The sequence below is a fragment of the Aliiglaciecola aliphaticivorans genome, from assembly GCF_054782055.1.
This window is the reverse complement of sequence record NZ_BAAGTF010000094.1, coordinates 166,410-183,548: the sequence shown is the minus strand read 5'-3', so window position 1 is coordinate 183,548 and position 17,139 is coordinate 166,410. Positions and strand designations below refer to the sequence as shown.

Genomic DNA, 17,139 nt, shown 5'->3' with positions numbered 1-17,139 from the left:
TTAATTGCAACGCTATTTGCGTATATTTAAGATGTCCTGAAACGCGAGGTCGCACTCGTTACTTCCAGGTTCGTAATGTTAGCAATTAATAAGCAAAGGGTATTCCACCTGACCAAAAGCGCCGTTTGGGGGACAATGCAGGCATTTGACTTACCGTTTATGGGGAGTGTTCCTTGTGCATTGAGTAAAAATTGCAGGCTGTTTTTGTAGTCTTTACCTTTTTTACTCAGCCAATTTCGGGGTGATAGCCCATCTATTATTCCGTTTTTCCTTCTCTCTATTTTTAAATGTTCAAGGTGCAATCGATGAAAGGAAAATTGTATATTTTCCTATTTGTTGAAAAGTATTGTGACTTTTAAGGTGAAATATAACGTGAAATTTAATGTTTATTTATCGTTCGAATTCAGGTAGCTTGATGTACTGAAAAGTTTAGATTTTGTTTTATGAAAAAAATAAGGATAAAAATATGCAACAATTTAACATGACCATAAATGGCAAAAGCCACACATCTGGGAAAACGTTCGATGTTATTAACCCGGCTTTAGGCGTGCCGTTTGCGACTTGTGCTTTAGGCGATGTAAGCACACTCGATGAGGCTGTTGTTGCAGCAAAAAATGCTTTTCCTGAATGGAGTCAGCTGCCAGAAGAAACCAGAATTGAAAAAATGAACGCCTTGGTTGGCTTACTTGAAAGCAATATGCCTGAGATTATGGGACTTATAACTCAAGAGAATGGCAAACCTTTTAACGGCTTTGGCGGGATAGGTTCGGGCATGGAAGTCGGTGGTTCTATGGCGTGGATTCAAGCTACCTGCAGCTTTTCTACACCGGTTAAAGTAATACAAGATAATGATGAAGCCAGAGTGGAAGTACATCGAAAGCCTTTGGGTGTGGTAGCATCTATCACCCCTTGGAACTGGCCATTATTAATCGCTATTTGGCATGTTATCCCCGCATTAAAAACAGGTAACACAGTTATTATTAAACCGTCACCTTTAACACCTGTTGCCACTATGCGATTTGTAGAATTAGCCAATACCGTTTTACCACCAGGTGTACTTAATGTGATCACCGGTGATGCAGACGTAGGTAACGCAATTTCAGCCCATCCAGATATCAATAAAATAGTCTTCACCGGTTCAACGCCAACGGGTAAAAAAATAATGGGCTTGGCTTCAAGTAACTTAAAGCGCTTAACCTTAGAGTTAGGTGGCAATGATGCTGGCATAGTGCTACCCGATGCGGATATAAAGGCCATAGCTCAAAACTTATTTTTGTCTTGTTTCCATAACAATGGTCAAACATGCGCCTGTTTAAAACGCTTATATGTGCATGAATCAATTTACGATGATGTATGCAATGCACTCGTTGAATTTGCCAATACGGTAAAAGTGGGAAATGGCATGGAAGAAGGCATTGAATTTGGACCGGTACAAAATAAAGCGCAATTAGACAAAGTCATTGAGCTGACTGAAGATGCCCTCGCCAATGGTGCCAAGCTTCTGGCTGGTGGCAAGGTAAGAGAAGGGGATGGTTACTTTTTCCCGCCTACCATTATTGGTGATATATCCAATGGTTCACGGTTAGTGGATGAAGAACAATTTGGACCAGTGTTGCCCATAATTAAATACACCAACATCGATGATGCGATTAACATGGCGAATGACAATCAATTTGGCCTTGGGGGTTCAATTTGGTCATCGGATACTAAACAAGCTTATGCTTTAGCATCGCGTTTAGAAACAGGATCTGTTTGGATCAATGAACATGGCAATGTTCAACCGGATGCTCCTTTTGGTGGGGTCAAACAGTCTGGTCTTGGGGTTGAGTTTGGTCAATTGGGCCTTGAAGAATACACCTCGGTACAGACGATAAAAGTCAGTAAGCTATAATTTACTGGATCGGATAGCTTTGGAGTGCAAAGCTATCCTTTGTTAAATAAGCTAGGAAGTACTCAGTTGTTTCTCAATTATTTTGAACGTTGAAGTGTATCCGATGGAAGTTCCCCATACCGGCGTTTGTAATATTCGGCAAACCTTCCCAAGTGGTTAAAGCCATATTTAATCGCCACATCAGTCACACTTACATTCTCATTAGAGGACTGCAAGACCTCATGCACCGCTGCTAATTTTTGCCCTCGAATATATTTCATCGGAGATTGCCCAATGAAATGGCTAAAATGCTTGTTTAAGGTGGAAGGTACCACACCAGTAACCATCGCGAGTTGTTCTAGGGAAATTTCAAGGTGAATATTGTCGTGAATATAGTCTCTCGCCCGTTTCACCGAACGTGGTGTGACGTTATCGCGTCCCGCATCCAGTTTATTGCGATAATTATGATGGGGCAGTTGCAGTAACATTAAACATAGGGTGTCTTCGATTTGTTGCAGCAGGGGCTTGGCGATAATGGGATTTAGCGGAAGTTCCAATTGCTGTTTAGCAAAATTAACAGCGTTCATCCAACTTTTACCCTCGGCAGTGGTTAGATCAAACTTGGTATCAAAGGTTAGGGGGGCATGCAATTCGTGGCCAATTAATTGGCTGAGTTTACGTTCAACTTTTTGCCTATCTAATCGAACAGTAAAAAAACTACAGTCATTTGACCAACGCATGTTCATGGCTTGCTCAGGGGAAACAACACTGGCAATGCCTGGTTGAATATGAGTTTTGACATTTTCCACCGCTACCTCAGCTTGACCTTGCCAAGGCGATTGAATGAGAAAACAATTACCTAACTGCTCCGTTTGAATGTTCACAGCTGTGCCGTAGGAAATATATACAAGGGCTGATTGGGAAAATTTTGCTTCATTTAACTGCGCTGCAAATGAACGGGCATGCTCAAGCAGTTCAAACTGATGAGGACAAAATACATTGGTTACGTTTCTCAAGGTTTCATCTACATTTGTCGACGAAAACCGAGAAAACTGATGCAGGGGTACGTTGGAGTTCATTTTGTTTTCTTATTTTGTTCGTCTTGTTTTTTTTACGTCATTGTTCCTTTGCTGTCAATTGTTATCAAAAGTGGATAGTTGAGGGCGAATTCGGATAGTGAGTCATTCCTTTATCCTTTACTGTGCTAAGTCAAATAATAAGAATCTCATTTAAAGGGCCACACATGGGTAATCTATTCCTAAAAAAATACTCATCAACTATCAAAATTTCTTTCATCTTACTGTCGATACTGGGGGCATCTGGTTGTGACAGCGCAAAGCAAGACGACCTGTCGTTATCTGAAAGTAGACCAAGCACACAGCAGGGCGTGTCCTCGCAAAGTCAACTAACTCCTGGTATTACGAATGAAAGGTTGGTTAATGCAGATTCCGAACCCCAGAACTGGTTAACCCATGGGGGTACCTATAAAGAGCAACGATATAGTTCGTTGGAGCAGATAAACCTAAATAATATTGAACATCTAGGTTTGCAGTGGGATTTTGATTTACAGGGAACCCGAGGTTTAGAGGCCACACCCATAGTGGTCGATGGTGTAATGTATGTTACCGGAAACTGGAGTCGTATTTACGCCCTAGATGCTAAAACGGGTAGTTTATTATGGAAATATGATCCTAAAGTGCCCCCAGAGTGGGCGGTTAACTTATGCTGTGACGTGGTTAATCGTGGCGTTGCCGTTTATGCAGACAAAGTTTTTGCGGGTACTCTGGACGGAAGATTAGTGGCAGTAAATGCCAAAGACGGCTCACTAGTATGGGAGGTGCAAACTACTCCTACAGACATTCCTTACTCCATTACTGGTGCACCTCGGGTGGTGAAAGGCAATGTCATCATTGGTAATGGTGGTGGTGAATTTGGTGTACGCGGGTTTGTGTCGGCTTATGACGCAGAAACGGGCGCGCAGAATTGGCGTTTTTACACAGTACCAGGCGATCCTAGTAAGCCGTTTGAAAATCCCATTTTGGAAATGGCCGCGAAAACTTGGACTGGGCAGTGGTGGAAACTTGGCGGTGGCGGAACCGTTTGGGACTCCATGTCTTATGATCCTGAGCTTAATTTACTTTACATAGGTGTGGGAAATGGTTCGCCGTGGAATCAAAATATTCGCAGCCCAGAAGGTGGCGATAATCTTTTTCTATCTTCAATAGTCGCGGTGCGTCCTGATACTGGCGAATATGTTTGGCACTATCAAACAACACCTGGAGATAGCTGGGATTATACCGCTGCTCAACAAATGGTGTTAGCCGATATGGAGCTGGATGGCAAGTTACGTAAAGTGATTATGCAAGCGCCTAAAAACGGGTTTTTCTATGTGCTTGACAGGGAAACGGGCGAATTTTTGTCAGCGGAACCTTTTGTCAACGTCAGTTGGGCAACCCACGTCGACAAACAAACGGGGAGACCGGCAGTGGTCCCTGGTGCTCGCTACAAGCAAGAAAATTTCATGGGCTTACCCAGTCCGTTTGGTGGACATAGCTGGCACTCCATGAGTTACAGTCCAGATACGGGGTTAGTGTATATCCCTGCGATGGATTTACCCTTTAACTTTCAAAGTGATCCCAACTTCCAACATAATCCTATCGGTGTAAACCTTGGTATCGATGGTGTTGCTGGTGCGATGCCTGAAGATGTGAATATCCGTAAAGCGATTAAAGCAATGCTAAAAGGCTATTTATTGGCATGGGATCCGGTGAAACAAGAAGCGGCTTGGTCAGTTGAACACAAAGTGTCTTGGAATGGGGGGGCGTTGTCTACCGCTGGTGGATTACTATTCCAAGGTAATGGTATTGGTAATTTTAATGCTTATAATGCGAAAAACGGTGACAAAATGTGGTCGTTTAATGCTCAAACTGGCATTGTTGCGGCGCCTGTGACCTATGCAATAGACGGTGAACAATATGTAGCGATTTTGGCAGGCTGGGGCGGTATTATGCCGTTATTACTGGGTGAAGCGGTTGCCGACTCTGCTGCCAATAAAGTTAATCGCGTGCTGGTATTTAAATTAGGTGGGGATAAACAACTCCCTCCGCTAAATGTGGTAAAGCGAGATCTCAATCCGCCGCCACAAACAGCCAGTGACGATATCGTAAATCACGGTAGAGCAACCTATCAGCAATTCTGCTTTAACTGCCACGGTGATACTGTGGTGTCTGGCGGTGTATTACCCGATTTACGTTACAGCCCGTTCAACTTGAACAAAGAAGCGTGGAAGAGTGTGGTGCTCGGTGGCGCATTATCGTCCAAAGGAATGGTGTCATTTAAGCAAATTTTAGAAGAGAGTGACGTGGAAGCCATTCGTGCCTACGTTATTAAACGAGCCCATGATAAGTTGGCTGAAGAAACTATCTAAGCGTTAACTAAGTGAACGGCTGGGCCCATTGACTGGGCCTAGAGTTCAGTAAGTGTTGCCTGTATTTAACTAAGCTTCGTCTAAATTGAGGAACAGCTTTTGTAGTGTGCTGTTGAAAGTTTCTATTTGATCTGCACTGAAATCATCATAAATATTATCGAAGAGTTTTTGCGAGTTCTCGATAATATTAGCAATCACTGTTTTGCCTTTTTCAGTTAGCTCTACAATTGAGACTCTTCCGTCATTTTTGCTGGTGCGGATAAGAACAAGCTCTTTCTCTTGAAGATTATAGGTCGCTCTTGTAATGGTCGGGGTTTTCGCTACTGCATGGGTAGCAACCTCGCTAACGCTTAAGGTGCCCATTTCACGAAGAATCATCAAAATACGCCAGGCAGTAAGGTTAATCCCTTGTTTTTTAAGGGACTTTTCCATTCTCATGGAATAGGCGCTGCCTACTCGCATTAGCCAATAAAAGGGGTATTGCTGGAATTCAAAACTCTCAGAGGCAGGTTTGAATTTATTTAGTTTATCAGTATTTTTTTTCATATATTCAACATGTTAGTTACATTTTTAACACAATAAAGCACGCAATATTACTTGATAAAAAACGTAAAATACAATCATATTTTTTAAAAACAACCATCTTCGAATAAAAATAAAACAATTATCGTTGAGTTTTTACTTGACATGTAACGTAATAACTCATACAAATTAAAAGTAGAATAATTAGAACATAACCATTGGAGCACAATTATGTCACTCAACTGCAAGCTAAATAAAATAACTAGAACGATATTTAATGCACGTATTCCCGCGTCTTTAGCCGTCGTTTCAGCTATCGCTATCGCCCCTGTACATGCTCAAGAAGACGAGGCTGCTGCTGACAGCAAGTCTGGTATTGGTGCAATGTTGGAAAAGATACAAGTTACAGCGCGTAAGCGTGAAGAGAGTTTGCAAGAGGCTCCATTGTCATTGACCGCTTTTTCAGGAGACGGTCTTGAAGCCCGAGGTATTGAAAATGTGTCTGAAATAGGTGGTGTAACGCCTAACCTGACATACCAAAATAGCCCAGGCGCAGGTGGTTCATCATCTGTTGCTACGGTTTATATTCGTGGTGTAGGGCAACGTGATTTCTTAGGAACAATTGATAACGGTGTGGGTTTTTACGTAGACGGCGTTTATATTGCTCGGACCGTTGGTGCCACAGTTGATTTACTCGACGTTGACCGTGTTGAAGTTTTGCGTGGACCTCAAGGTACTCTGTTTGGTCGAAACAGTGTGGGTGGTGCAGTAGCCCTTTACAGCAAAAAGCCCACAGAAGATTTTGAAGGTTATGTGGATGCAACCATAGGTACTGATTCACTGGCGAAACTAAAAGTATCGGTAAACGGTGCACTGACTGACACTTTGTACGGTAATTTTTCTGCCTTAAGTGCGACGCAAGATGGATATGTTAGCCGTCCTGCAGGCGGAGATTTAGGCGATGATGATATGTTGGCATTTCGCGGTTCTTTGCTTTGGGAAGCATCGGATGATGTCGAAGTTAACTTAATTCTTGATCACAGCACTGAAAATGAAAACGGTCCCGCATTTGAAATTGCTGACGCCGGTACCTTGGTTGATGGTTCTTTCGCGGGCTTTTACAACAATGTCACTCAGGCTGAAACCTGCGGTTATCCAGCGGGTATTACTTCTACTGATCCTATTTGTTACAACAATCAATATGCCACTGAAGGTGAGAACTTAGGTACGGCTCCTACCTACTCAGATACCACTGCATGGGGTGCAAACTTACAAGTTACTTGGGACATCAACGATAATCTGCAATTGAAATCGATTACCGCTTATCGTGACTTAGATGCTGAGTTTGCCAGAGACGCCGATGCGTCACCATTAACCGTCGTCCACTTTTATGATTCATTCGAAGCGTCGCAGTTTACCCAAGAAATTCAATTAATGGGTTCGACTGAAGATGACAAGTTGAACTGGATTACCGGTTTATACTATTTCGATGAAGAGGGTAACAACCGAAATATTAATGATTTTGCCATTGCTAACTTCGACAGTGATAATGATTTCACCACCACAAGTTCGGCGATTTATGCTCAGGCAACTTATAGTTTTACTGAAAAGTTAGATTTAACCGTAGGTCTCAGATATTCCGACGAAGAAAAAACTTTCGACCCAACTCAAGTGGTTATCAGCAACAATATTGGTCTTGAAGATGGTTCACTGCTGCTTCCTCTTGGTTTAAATTCCATTGATGTGCAAGAAACCACACCAATGGTTAACTTAGCCTATAAAGCGACAGATGAGCTAATGGTATATACCTCGTACACGGAAGGTTTCCGTTCTGGTGGTTTTGTACAACGTATATTCCCAGCGTTGGATACGGTACCGTCATTTGGCCCTGAATACGTTGAGTCATATGAACTTGGGTTCAAATACGATAGCAGCGATAGACCTTTCTCAATCAATGGTGCTGTTTTCCAAATGGATTACACTGATATTCAGGTAAGAACCCAAAACCCGGGTTTTGTTGGTTTCTTCGAAGCTAACGTCGGTAGCGCTGAGATTTCAGGTTTTGAACTTGAATCTAAACTCGCCTTTGCTGATTACTGGTTTATTGAAGCTGCGGTTGGATACACAGATGCGAAATTTACCAATATTGACGTAGAACCGCCTCTGGCTGCAGTTGTCACCGTTGATAGTAAGTTTGACCATGTTCCAGAATGGTCAGGTAACGTCAGTTTGGCTCGTGATGTGGAGTTTGAAAATGGTTCACTTGTTACCGCTCGCTTGAGCGCAAATTACCATACTGAATATTACAATAACCCAGACAACACAGATGGCATCATCACACCTGAAGTGACCATTGTTGATTTAACGGTTTTATGGCGTTCGCCTGATGAAACCTATGGCGTAGACTTTGGACTGAAGAACCTAACGGATGAAAAATATATCACCGCAGGTTATGAGTCTAATGTTGGTACAACTGAGATCATCAGAGATCGCGGTCGCCAATGGTATGCCTCTTTTAGATACAGCTTTTACTAAGCAAGTTAAGCAAGGTTATCCGCAGCAGAGAAGAATTTGAGCATCTCAAATACTTCTCTTGTTTGCTGCGCTCGTAAATGCAAGGTTGTTACATTAGCACTTTAAGGGCGCACTTAATCGAGCATTTTTACAAAGTGAATTCACTTGCCAATGAAAGAGCAATGTATGAAAGAAGGTCAAGCTATACAATCATTTGAGCATATTTTGGATGATGGAAAATTATCTACTACTCAAATACTCGTCGTATTAATTTCATTTCTATTAATGATATTAGACGGCTTCGATATCACCTCAATGTCCTTTGTTGCACAGCGCGTTAGTGAACAATTGCAAATAAACCCCACCAATTTAGGTTTGGTTTTCAGTGTAACGCTGGCTGGCATGATGTTGGGCGCAATGTTAATTGCCCCTTATGCAGACAAAATCGGTAGGCGGAAAATGTTGATTGCTAGTGTGATAGCAATCGGTATTTCAATGTTTTTAACTGGCTTGGTCAGCGCCTTTTGGCAATTAATCGTTCTGCGCACTATTACAGGTTTAGGTGTGGGTAGCATGTTAGCCAATGTGACGGCATTAACATCAGAATACACTCCGACTAAATATCGAAGTTTTAGCGTGGCTATTATCTCTGCAGGTTTCCCGTTAGGCGCCACTATTGGCGGTATTATAGTGGTGCCGATTTTACCCCTTTATGGATGGGAAATTGTGTTCTTTACTTTGGGACTTGTGACGTTACTCATGGCCGTCGTGGTGTATTGCGTTGTGCCAGAATCATTGCAGTTTTTGAAAACGCAAGGAACCCCAAGCGCTTTGAGTCGCGTCAATGAGTTATTGCTCAAAATGCAGCGTAGTCCAATACCTGAATTTGTTGAAGATAGACAATTTAAAATTAGTAAAGCCAGTGTGTTTAGCTTATTGAGTCCGCAATTTAGAACCAAAACTTTACAGTTATGGCTGACATTCTTGTTTGTGTTTATTTCCCTTTATTTTCTATTAAGTTGGTTACCCAAGTTGGTTATTAATGAAGGCTTAAGTGAGTCAGACAGTGTTTTTTCTGCTGTGGCATTAAACGGAGGTGGGGTAGTTGGCTCGCTTCTTTTAGGATGGTTTGCAGCAAACATAGGGTTGACTAAGTTAATTGGTATCTTTTTATCCATATCTGGATTAGCGATGCTTTCATTTGGCTTTTTATTTGAATATATGAACTTGTTTGTTCTGCTGTTTATCATCGGGTTTCTATTACTAGGTGCATATGTTGGCTTGTATTCAACGTCGGCAAAAATGTATCCAACAGAGGTACGGGCAACAGGCATTGGCTGGGCACTAGGGTTAGGACGATTTGGTGCGGTAATTGGCCCATACGTTGGCGGCTTACTAATTACCTACGGTTTTAGTATGGAGCTCAATTTTGTGGTTTTTGCTATGCCATTGATATTAGCCGCGGCTTTTGTTTTTCAACTACGAGTTCGATGATAATAACCTTTATAGCCAGTTAATTTCTGCTGGCTAGCCTCTATTTCTTAAATTTAGATTCGCTCGAAAACAACTAATCCCATTGTTAGATAGGACTATTTCTTTTGTCATTATCAATGGAATTATTACATAAATAATTACTTGAATAATCATGTAAATTAAATTAGTCTTTAAACATTAGTATTCGAAACCAAGGCATTAAAGAGTATGTGTGTATTTACCAAAAAATTTGAAATTGGCACAAATACCCAATTGGTTGCGGGTATCAAAGATAATATTGATGTGGCTGGTTTCGTTACCGAAGCCGGTAGCAAAGCCCTTAGTCAAAATGCTAAGGCCACAAAACATGCAGACGTTGTGGAAACTATGTTGTCATCTGGTGTGAAATTAGTCGGTAAGCTAAATATGCATGAGCTGGCATACGGTATGACCGGTGTTAACCCTCATCTCGGTACTCCCACTAACTATTTCTACCCTGACTATATCCCTGGTGGATCATCGAGTGGATGTGCCGTTGCAGTTGCTGAAATGAAAGTGGATTTCAGTATCGGCACAGATACCGGTGGTTCAATTAGAGTGCCTGCTGCGTGTTGCGGTGTATTTGGTTTTAAACCTACTTTTGGACGAGTGAGTCGCAAAGGGGTCTTGCCCGTCGAGTCAACGTTAGACTGTGTTGGTCCCTTAGCTTCCACGGCGGATAAGTTAATTACAGCAATGGGATGTATTGATAGTACCTTTGCCCCTGTTTCCATCGATAGACCGATTAAACTGGCGCGGGTAGAAGTCGCTGCCGACGACCAAATAAATCAATTAGTCAATGAAGCCATTGATAACCAAAGCGTCGAATTGGGTCATACCTCCTTACCTTTAATAGAGGACGCATTTGATGCTGCTTTGAAATTAATGAATTTTGAAATGTGGCAAGCGTTCGGTGACTTACTCAATACCGCTGAGTTGGGCAGCGATATCGAAATGAGATTGCAAGGGGCAAGTCAAATTGACCCTAAAATCGTCTTTGAAGCTGAAACTATTAGACAAAATTTCAGCCAGCAAGTTGACGATGCATTAATAGGTGTTGATGCCCTCGTATTACCAACACTGGCCTCTTTCCCACTTAAACGTGTGGATGCATTAGCAGGTAAAAACGACCTTATGATTAGCTCTTTAACCAGACCTTTCAATTTGTCTGGGCATCCTGCCATTACTATCCCATTGACTAACGAATTGGGAAAACCGGTAGGAATGCAGCTGGTAGGTGCCAAAGGAAATGATGAACTACTTTGCGAAATAGCTAGAAAATTAAGCCGTCCGAATAACAACAACACTGAAAGTGTGGAGAAAAACGATGTATAAAAATTCAATGGATATGACCCAGTGGGGTGGACCGGAAAAAGTAAATGCACTACTCGCTGATATTCGCGCCCGCAGAGGTGAATTCGAAGAGCAACGTTTTATTTCAAATGATGTTGTTGAACAATTTAAAGATATTGGAATTTATCGCTCTTTTGTACCTCAAGAATTTGGTGGTAGCGGCAAAACTCCAAGCGAATTTTTAAAGGCCATTGAAACTATTTCTGCTGCAGATGGTTCAGCTGGATGGGTTGCCAGTTTTGGTATGAACCCTGCGTATTTAGCGGCATTGCCCATGGATACGCTCAAAGAAGTATGGAAAGAGTCAGCGGATATCGTTTTTGCTGGAGGTATTTTCCCACCACAAAAAGCAAAAAAGGTCACTGGCGGATACATAGTCAACGGTCGTTGGCAATTTGCTAGCGGCTGCATGGGCGCATCATTATTGGGTGTAGGTGTTATGCCAGATGATGGCAGCAAATTACCTAAAATGGCTGTTATGCCTGCAGATAAAGTTAAAATTGAAAAAACTTGGAACGTTCACGGCATGGTTGGAACGGGCAGTTTCGATTTAATTGTTGAAGATGTGTTTGTACCCGAAGAATGGACCTTTGTTCGTGGTGGAACACCCACTGTCGACACGCCGTTTTTTAAGTACCCTTCATTGTCATTTGCCGCGCAAGTTTTGTCTGTGACCGCTTTAGGTATTGCTCGTGACGCTATAGATGTGGTGGTTACATCTGCTAAAGGCCGAAAATCCGTTACTGGCGCACCTAACTTAGGTGAGCGTCATTATGCACAAATAGATATCGCCAAAGCTGAAGCTAAAGTGCGTTCATCCAGAGCGTTCTTCTATGAAGCTACTGACGAAGTTTGGGACGCAATTATGCAAGGCGATGAGCCAACTAAAGATCAAATTAGTCTCATTCGCTTGGCAACTACAAACGTGGCACGAGAATGTGCCGAAGCCACTCGCATTGCTTATCAATTGTCTGGCATGCAAGGAGCGTATGTTGATCACCCCTTATCTCGTTGCTTAAGAGATGCACATTTGGTCACTCAACATGCCTTTATGGGTGAGGTGACTTATCAAAATGCCGGGGCGATCATGTTTGGACACCCACCGTTTCCCGGATATTTATAATTTTAGAACTTATCAAGTCAGCATTTTTAAACGTAATTATTAAAAAAATAATAAACCCCATTGGAGGAAAATATTATGAGTGAATCAACTTCCCATCGCGTGTTGTTTTGTATCGGCGTGAATCAAAATTTTATGGACTCTACAAAAGAGGTCATGGGTGATGTTTGGCAAGCCTTTAGTGCCATGATGAAAGGCATTTCTGAGTTACCTGGTGTTAACGTGCTAGGCATTATGGACGATGATCGTATTCAAGTGGGTCCATCGGCTTCTGCGCCATGGACAGCCTATATTATGGCTGATGTTCCTGACCTCGAAACTGTCATTGCTGGCTGTGATTTCTTCCGTTCAACGCCAGTTGGTGATGGTACCTATAGCTTGTGGAAATATTGCAAAGTAGAAGCTCGCATTGGCCGCGAACTTGTTGTTCCAAGCTAACCTTTTGGACCAAAAATCATGATCTCATTACAACAATTAGATGCCTTGCAACAACGACTCTTCACTTTAGAGAATGAGAAAAGAGTGAGTGCCTGCATGAATCAATATATGCACCTTTGCGACGATTTAGCGCCAGGCTTTGAGCTTAAGATCTTGATGGATCTTTTCACTGAAGAGGCTATCTGGGAAGGCAAAGGTCAGCGTTATGCCAAGACTTTTGGCCGCTATGAAGGTAAAGCTGCCATTGAAGCTATGTTTGCTAAATATGCGACTTTGCCGGGGCATTTTAATTTGAATGTGCATCTGTTGGGTAATGAAGTTATTTCAGTTGACGGTAACAAAGCGACCGGAACGTGGTTACTCATGCAGCCTTCAGATTTTGTTGATGGTCGTTCACAGTTAAGTTGCGCAAAAATTACCGCAACATTTGAGCTAACTGAGCAGACTTGTCAAATATCTCACTTTGTTACTGAAAATAAATTCAGTCGTCCTATGGCTAAGCCATGGGATAACAGCGCGGCATTGCCAGTGCCAGAATAGGACCTCTCATGAATACAGAAATTAAAGTAAAAAACCTAAACAGTACGGCTGATTTAGTACTGGAAGACAGAGTTCATAAATCCTTGTACTCAAACCCAGAAATTTTCGATGAAGAACTAGATAAAATCTTCAACAATACTTGGGTATGGGTTGCCCATGAAAGCGAAGTGCCTGAAGCAGGTTCATACAAAACTGCATCAATAGGCCGCCAACCTGTCATTGTGGTTCGCGACCGCAAAAAGAACATCCATGTCATGCTCAATCGTTGTCGTCACAGAGGGGCAACGGTTTGTGAAGGGAAATCTGGTAAAACCAAAGCCTTCACTTGCCCTTATCATGGTTGGGGATATGGTTTAGACGGCAGTTTACGTGCTCTGCCGAAACCAGAAGAATATGAAAATATTCTTGATAAAGCCGAATTTGGGCTAGTTAAAGTGCGTACCGAGTCTTATAACGGAATGATCTTTGCCACCCTAAAAGATAATTTAGAGTCCCTCGATGAACATTTAGGCGGCGCTAAAAAGTGGATTGATTTATTTATGAAGCAGGGCGGTGGTTATCCTCTGCAAACCTTAGGCGATCACAGATTCAGATTTCCGGGTAACTGGAAGATCCAATTAGAAAATACCACTGATGCTTACCACTTCCCCATAGTGCATAAGTCATTTATTGCTTCGGTTGATGAAGAAGCCGCCGAAGTGTTTGATTTTCTTGATGGCGAAGGTTATGTGGAAGACTTAGGTAATGGTCACAGTGTTATGGTGATGATCCCTGAGCTGGTAGATTTAGAAGAAAATCTGGATGAGCCAATTCCTGAACGTTTCGAAGATTTGGCGAAAAGCTTAGCTGATGAAGGCCATTCAGATGAAGAAGTTCGTCGCTTAGTCAGAGCGGTGGGCGGTAGCGGATTTAATTTGAATTTGTTCCCGAATATTGCGTGTTCAATGGCGTTTTTCCGTAACTTAGTGCCTATCAGTGCAAATGAAACTGAAATTCATCATATTGCCATTGGTGGTAAAGGTGCGCCACAAGCTTTCAATCAAAAGCGTATTCGCTTACATGAACATTTCCAAGGGCCTATGGGCTTCGGTACACCAGATGATGGTGAAGCTTGGGAACGTGTTCAAGCGGGTTCAATGGCTGGAACTGATGGCTGGATCATGGTGAATCGCGGAATGTCTAAGTTATCTACTTCTGCTGATGGCAATGTTAAAGGGGCAGTATGTTCTGAAACCGGAATGCGTGCAGCGTATCAGAAATACAAACAAATGATGTCTGTGGAAAGCGGAAAATAAGGAGCGATAAAATGAAACTAGATACTCAATTATTAGCCGATGTCACTGCTTTTCTCAACATTGAAGCAGACATGCTTGATAACAAAGAATACCAACAATGGTTAGATCTATGGCTAGAATCGGGATTGTATATTGTGCCCGTTGAACACAATGCCACTGACTACGCCAATACTCTCAATGTGGCATACGATGATGATGAAATGCGTAAATTACGTATTGAACGTTTAACCAGCGGTGATGCTATTTCTACCCAATTAGGCGAAAAAACCGTGCGTACTATGTCGCGTTTTCGGATCCTAGACGATATTGATGGCTTTGTAAGAGTGCGCTGTGCATATAGTTTGTATGAGAACAACAAAAACGGCTTGCGTATTTATCCTGCGAACTTGCAATTTAAGTTAGTTCGTGACGGTGGCAGCTTTAAAATTGCTGAAAAGATCGTCAAAGTGATGAAATCAAGCGAGCATCTGACCACTGTCAATTACTTGTTTTAAGGGGCTGATATGAGTACCAACAAAAAAGTGGCGTTGGTCACCGGAGCTGCCCAAGGGTTAGGCTATGTGATTAGTGAGTCTTTATGCAAAGCAGGTTACTCGGTGGTGATGAGTGACGTGGACGTGTCTATGGCCGCCGAAGCCGCTAAGGTACTTGATCCCACAGGGAAAAAGGTCGTTGCCACTAAACTTGACGTATTAAGCAAAGACGATTTTGTTAACGGTTTAGCTTTTACAACTGAAACTTTTGGGGACTGCAACGTATTAGTGAACAACGCCGCAATGACGCCTACAACGCCACTAATGGACATCAGCCCAGAAGAGTTTAGCCAAGTGTTAGATATTAATTTACGGGGTAACTTCATTGGTAGTCAGGTGTTTGGACAATATTTTGCTGACAAAGGGTTTGGTCGAATCATCAATTTAGCCTCTCTTGCCGGGCAAATGGGCGGTACAGCCTCTGGCGCTCATTATGCTGCTTCGAAAGCCGGTATTACCACCTTAACGAAAATCTTTGCCAGACAGTTTGCTGACAAAGGTGTGACCGTTAATGCAATTGCCCCAGGCCCGGTAGATGTGCCTTCTGTGAGAGACAAAGTTCCAGCAGATAAACTTGAACATATTATTAATAACATGATCCCCGTTAAGGCGATGAGTAACCCTGAATTTATCGGCTCAATGGTCGTAATGTTGGCAACCGAAGAAGCAAATACGGTCACAGGTGCCACTTGGGATATTAACGGTGGAATATACATGCGTTAAGCATGACTAGGAGAATCTTGTGGATAATGAACTAATCGACGTTGTAATAAAGTCTCGAACTGAACAAGGCGCGGGTATCGCTGTCATGGATTTGGTCAGTGCCAATGGTGAATCTTTGCCTGCTTTTTCTGCCGGCGCTCACATTGATGTGCATTGCGGAGATGATTTAATACGTCAATACTCGTTGTGTAATGATCCAGCATCAAGTGAATCGTATCGAATCGGTGTGCTGAATGATCCTAATTCTCGTGGCGGTTCGGCTAAAATTCATGCTGAATTTGCCGAACAACAACATATTAAAATTAGTGCACCACGGAATCATTTCCCCCTTAATTTAGACGCACAGAAAAGTATTCTTGCGGGTGGTGGAATAGGTATAACGCCAATGATCGCCATGGCGTATGAATTGTTAAAGGCGAATAAAGAATTTGAGCTTCATTATTGTACTCGTACTAAAGGCGCAGGTGCTTTTGAGGAAGAGTTAGTTGCTGCTTTCGGTGATCGAGTTTGCTTCCATTATGATGATCAAGATAAATCTCAGTTGTTCTCCCCACAAACCACCTTTGGCTCACCGCAATCAGATACCCATATCTATGTATGTGGCCCTACTGGTTTTATGGATTGGGTGATAAACAGTGCCAAAGAATTGGGGTATCCATCGGAGCAAGTTCACTTTGAATACTTTAGTGCTGAGGTTGATACATCCGGTGATAGCTTTGAAGTCTACTGTGAACAAAGTGATGTCACAGTGACGGTAGGAAGCGAGGATACGATTGCTAAAGCCCTTAGAAAAGTAGGTGTGAAAGTGAACATGTCTTGTGAAGAGGGGGTGTGCGGCACCTGCATAACCGACGTCATCGAGGGTATTCCTGATCACCGAGACCATTTTTTAACTGACGAAGAAAAAGAAGACAACGACCAAATCGCATTATGTTGTTCTCGTGCTAAATGTGAACGTTTAGTGATTGATATTTAATATTATTACCGAATTTCGGGCGTTTTTGTCTAGCTAAGCTAGTGCACCTTAAACAACGGTTTATTAAGGGAAAAGCGCCATCAAAAATGGAGTCAACTATGCCAATAGTAAATGTAAATATGATGGAAGGTCGCTCAGTTGAGCAAAAAGAAGCGTTAATCAAAGCGGTTGCTGAAGCCGTGATGGATTCCATTGGTGCGCCGGAGGAAAATATTCGGGTGATCATTAGTGAATATCCAAAAGCCCATTGGGGAATAGGGACGTTACCGGCCCATAAAGCCGGGCGCTAGTCACTCATCAGAAAAAAACGTTAGGA

General features: G+C 42.5%; 15 protein-coding genes. 13 read left to right on the top strand and 2 right to left on the bottom strand.

Features of this window, described 5'->3' with window-relative positions:
- Nucleotides 1-466: 466 nt before the first annotated feature.
- Nucleotides 467-1,891 carry an aldehyde dehydrogenase family protein gene (locus tag ACYVIL_RS21555; RefSeq protein WP_460314927.1) on the top strand — a complete coding sequence of 475 codons (1,425 nt, stop codon included), beginning with the start codon at nucleotides 467-469 and terminating at the stop codon, nucleotides 1,889-1,891.
- Nucleotides 1,892-1,968: 77 nt separating this feature from the next.
- Here the strand turns inward: ACYVIL_RS21555 and ACYVIL_RS21550 are convergent, their stop codons facing one another.
- Nucleotides 1,969-2,949, bottom strand: coding sequence for an AraC family transcriptional regulator (locus ACYVIL_RS21550; protein ID WP_460314925.1), 981 nt, complete (start codon nucleotides 2,947-2,949; stop codon nucleotides 1,969-1,971).
- Between the two features lie 164 nt (nucleotides 2,950-3,113).
- On the opposite strand from ACYVIL_RS21550, the gene ACYVIL_RS21545 reads away from it, so the two are divergent.
- Nucleotides 3,114-5,297 (top strand): PQQ-dependent dehydrogenase, methanol/ethanol family, encoded by a 2,184-nt coding sequence (locus ACYVIL_RS21545; protein ID WP_460314923.1) that lies wholly within the window; start codon nucleotides 3,114-3,116, stop codon nucleotides 5,295-5,297.
- 69 nt (nucleotides 5,298-5,366) lie between these two features.
- On the opposite strand, the gene ACYVIL_RS21540 is transcribed toward ACYVIL_RS21545, so the two are convergent.
- Nucleotides 5,367-5,843: a MarR family winged helix-turn-helix transcriptional regulator gene (locus tag ACYVIL_RS21540; RefSeq protein WP_460314921.1), complete on the bottom strand. Its 477-nt coding sequence runs from the start codon at nucleotides 5,841-5,843 to the stop codon at nucleotides 5,367-5,369.
- Between the two features lie 207 nt (nucleotides 5,844-6,050).
- Between ACYVIL_RS21540 and ACYVIL_RS21535 the strand changes: the two genes are divergently transcribed.
- The 11 genes from ACYVIL_RS21535 to ACYVIL_RS21485 all read left to right on the top strand — a co-directional run bounded on the left by ACYVIL_RS21535 (nucleotide 6,051) and on the right by ACYVIL_RS21485 (nucleotide 17,113).
- Nucleotides 6,051-8,354: a TonB-dependent receptor gene (locus ACYVIL_RS21535; RefSeq protein ID WP_303475197.1), complete on the top strand. Its 2,304-nt coding sequence runs from the start codon at nucleotides 6,051-6,053 to the stop codon at nucleotides 8,352-8,354.
- Nucleotides 8,355-8,519: 165 nt separating this feature from the next.
- A complete protein-coding gene (locus ACYVIL_RS21530) occupies nucleotides 8,520-9,827 on the top strand; it encodes an MFS transporter (protein WP_460314919.1) in 1,308 nt (435 codons plus the stop codon).
- 207 nt (nucleotides 9,828-10,034) lie between these two features.
- Nucleotides 10,035-11,180, top strand: a complete 1,146-nt coding sequence (locus ACYVIL_RS21525; RefSeq protein WP_460314917.1) for an amidase — start codon at nucleotides 10,035-10,037, stop codon at nucleotides 11,178-11,180.
- Nucleotides 11,173-12,321: an acyl-CoA dehydrogenase family protein gene (locus ACYVIL_RS21520; protein ID WP_460314915.1), complete on the top strand. Its 1,149-nt coding sequence runs from the start codon at nucleotides 11,173-11,175 to the stop codon at nucleotides 12,319-12,321. The genes ACYVIL_RS21525 and ACYVIL_RS21520 overlap by 8 nt, the downstream gene beginning before the upstream one ends.
- Nucleotides 12,322-12,396: 75 nt before the next feature.
- Entirely contained in the window at nucleotides 12,397-12,756 is a 360-nt protein-coding gene (locus ACYVIL_RS21515; protein WP_303475203.1) for an IacB protein, read from the top strand.
- A gap of 18 nt (nucleotides 12,757-12,774) precedes the next feature.
- Nucleotides 12,775-13,296: a nuclear transport factor 2 family protein gene (locus ACYVIL_RS21510; protein WP_303475205.1), complete on the top strand. Its 522-nt coding sequence runs from the start codon at nucleotides 12,775-12,777 to the stop codon at nucleotides 13,294-13,296.
- Nucleotides 13,297-13,304: 8 nt separating this feature from the next.
- Nucleotides 13,305-14,591: an aromatic ring-hydroxylating oxygenase subunit alpha gene (locus ACYVIL_RS21505; RefSeq protein WP_460314912.1), complete on the top strand. Its 1,287-nt coding sequence runs from the start codon at nucleotides 13,305-13,307 to the stop codon at nucleotides 14,589-14,591.
- Between the two features lie 11 nt (nucleotides 14,592-14,602).
- Complete coding sequence (locus ACYVIL_RS21500; protein ID WP_460314910.1) at nucleotides 14,603-15,085, top strand: aromatic-ring-hydroxylating dioxygenase subunit beta; 483 nt, start codon at nucleotides 14,603-14,605, stop codon at nucleotides 15,083-15,085.
- A gap of 9 nt (nucleotides 15,086-15,094) precedes the next feature.
- On the top strand, nucleotides 15,095-15,847 hold the full coding sequence (locus tag ACYVIL_RS21495) for an SDR family NAD(P)-dependent oxidoreductase (RefSeq protein ID WP_460314908.1): 753 nt from the start codon (nucleotides 15,095-15,097) through the stop codon (nucleotides 15,845-15,847).
- Between the two features lie 19 nt (nucleotides 15,848-15,866).
- A complete protein-coding gene (locus ACYVIL_RS21490; protein WP_460314906.1) occupies nucleotides 15,867-16,823 on the top strand; it encodes a PDR/VanB family oxidoreductase in 957 nt (318 codons plus the stop codon).
- Nucleotides 16,824-16,921: 98 nt separating this feature from the next.
- Nucleotides 16,922-17,113, top strand: a complete 192-nt coding sequence (locus tag ACYVIL_RS21485; RefSeq protein ID WP_216050392.1) for a 2-hydroxymuconate tautomerase — start codon at nucleotides 16,922-16,924, stop codon at nucleotides 17,111-17,113.
- Nucleotides 17,114-17,139: the final 26 nt, after the last annotated feature.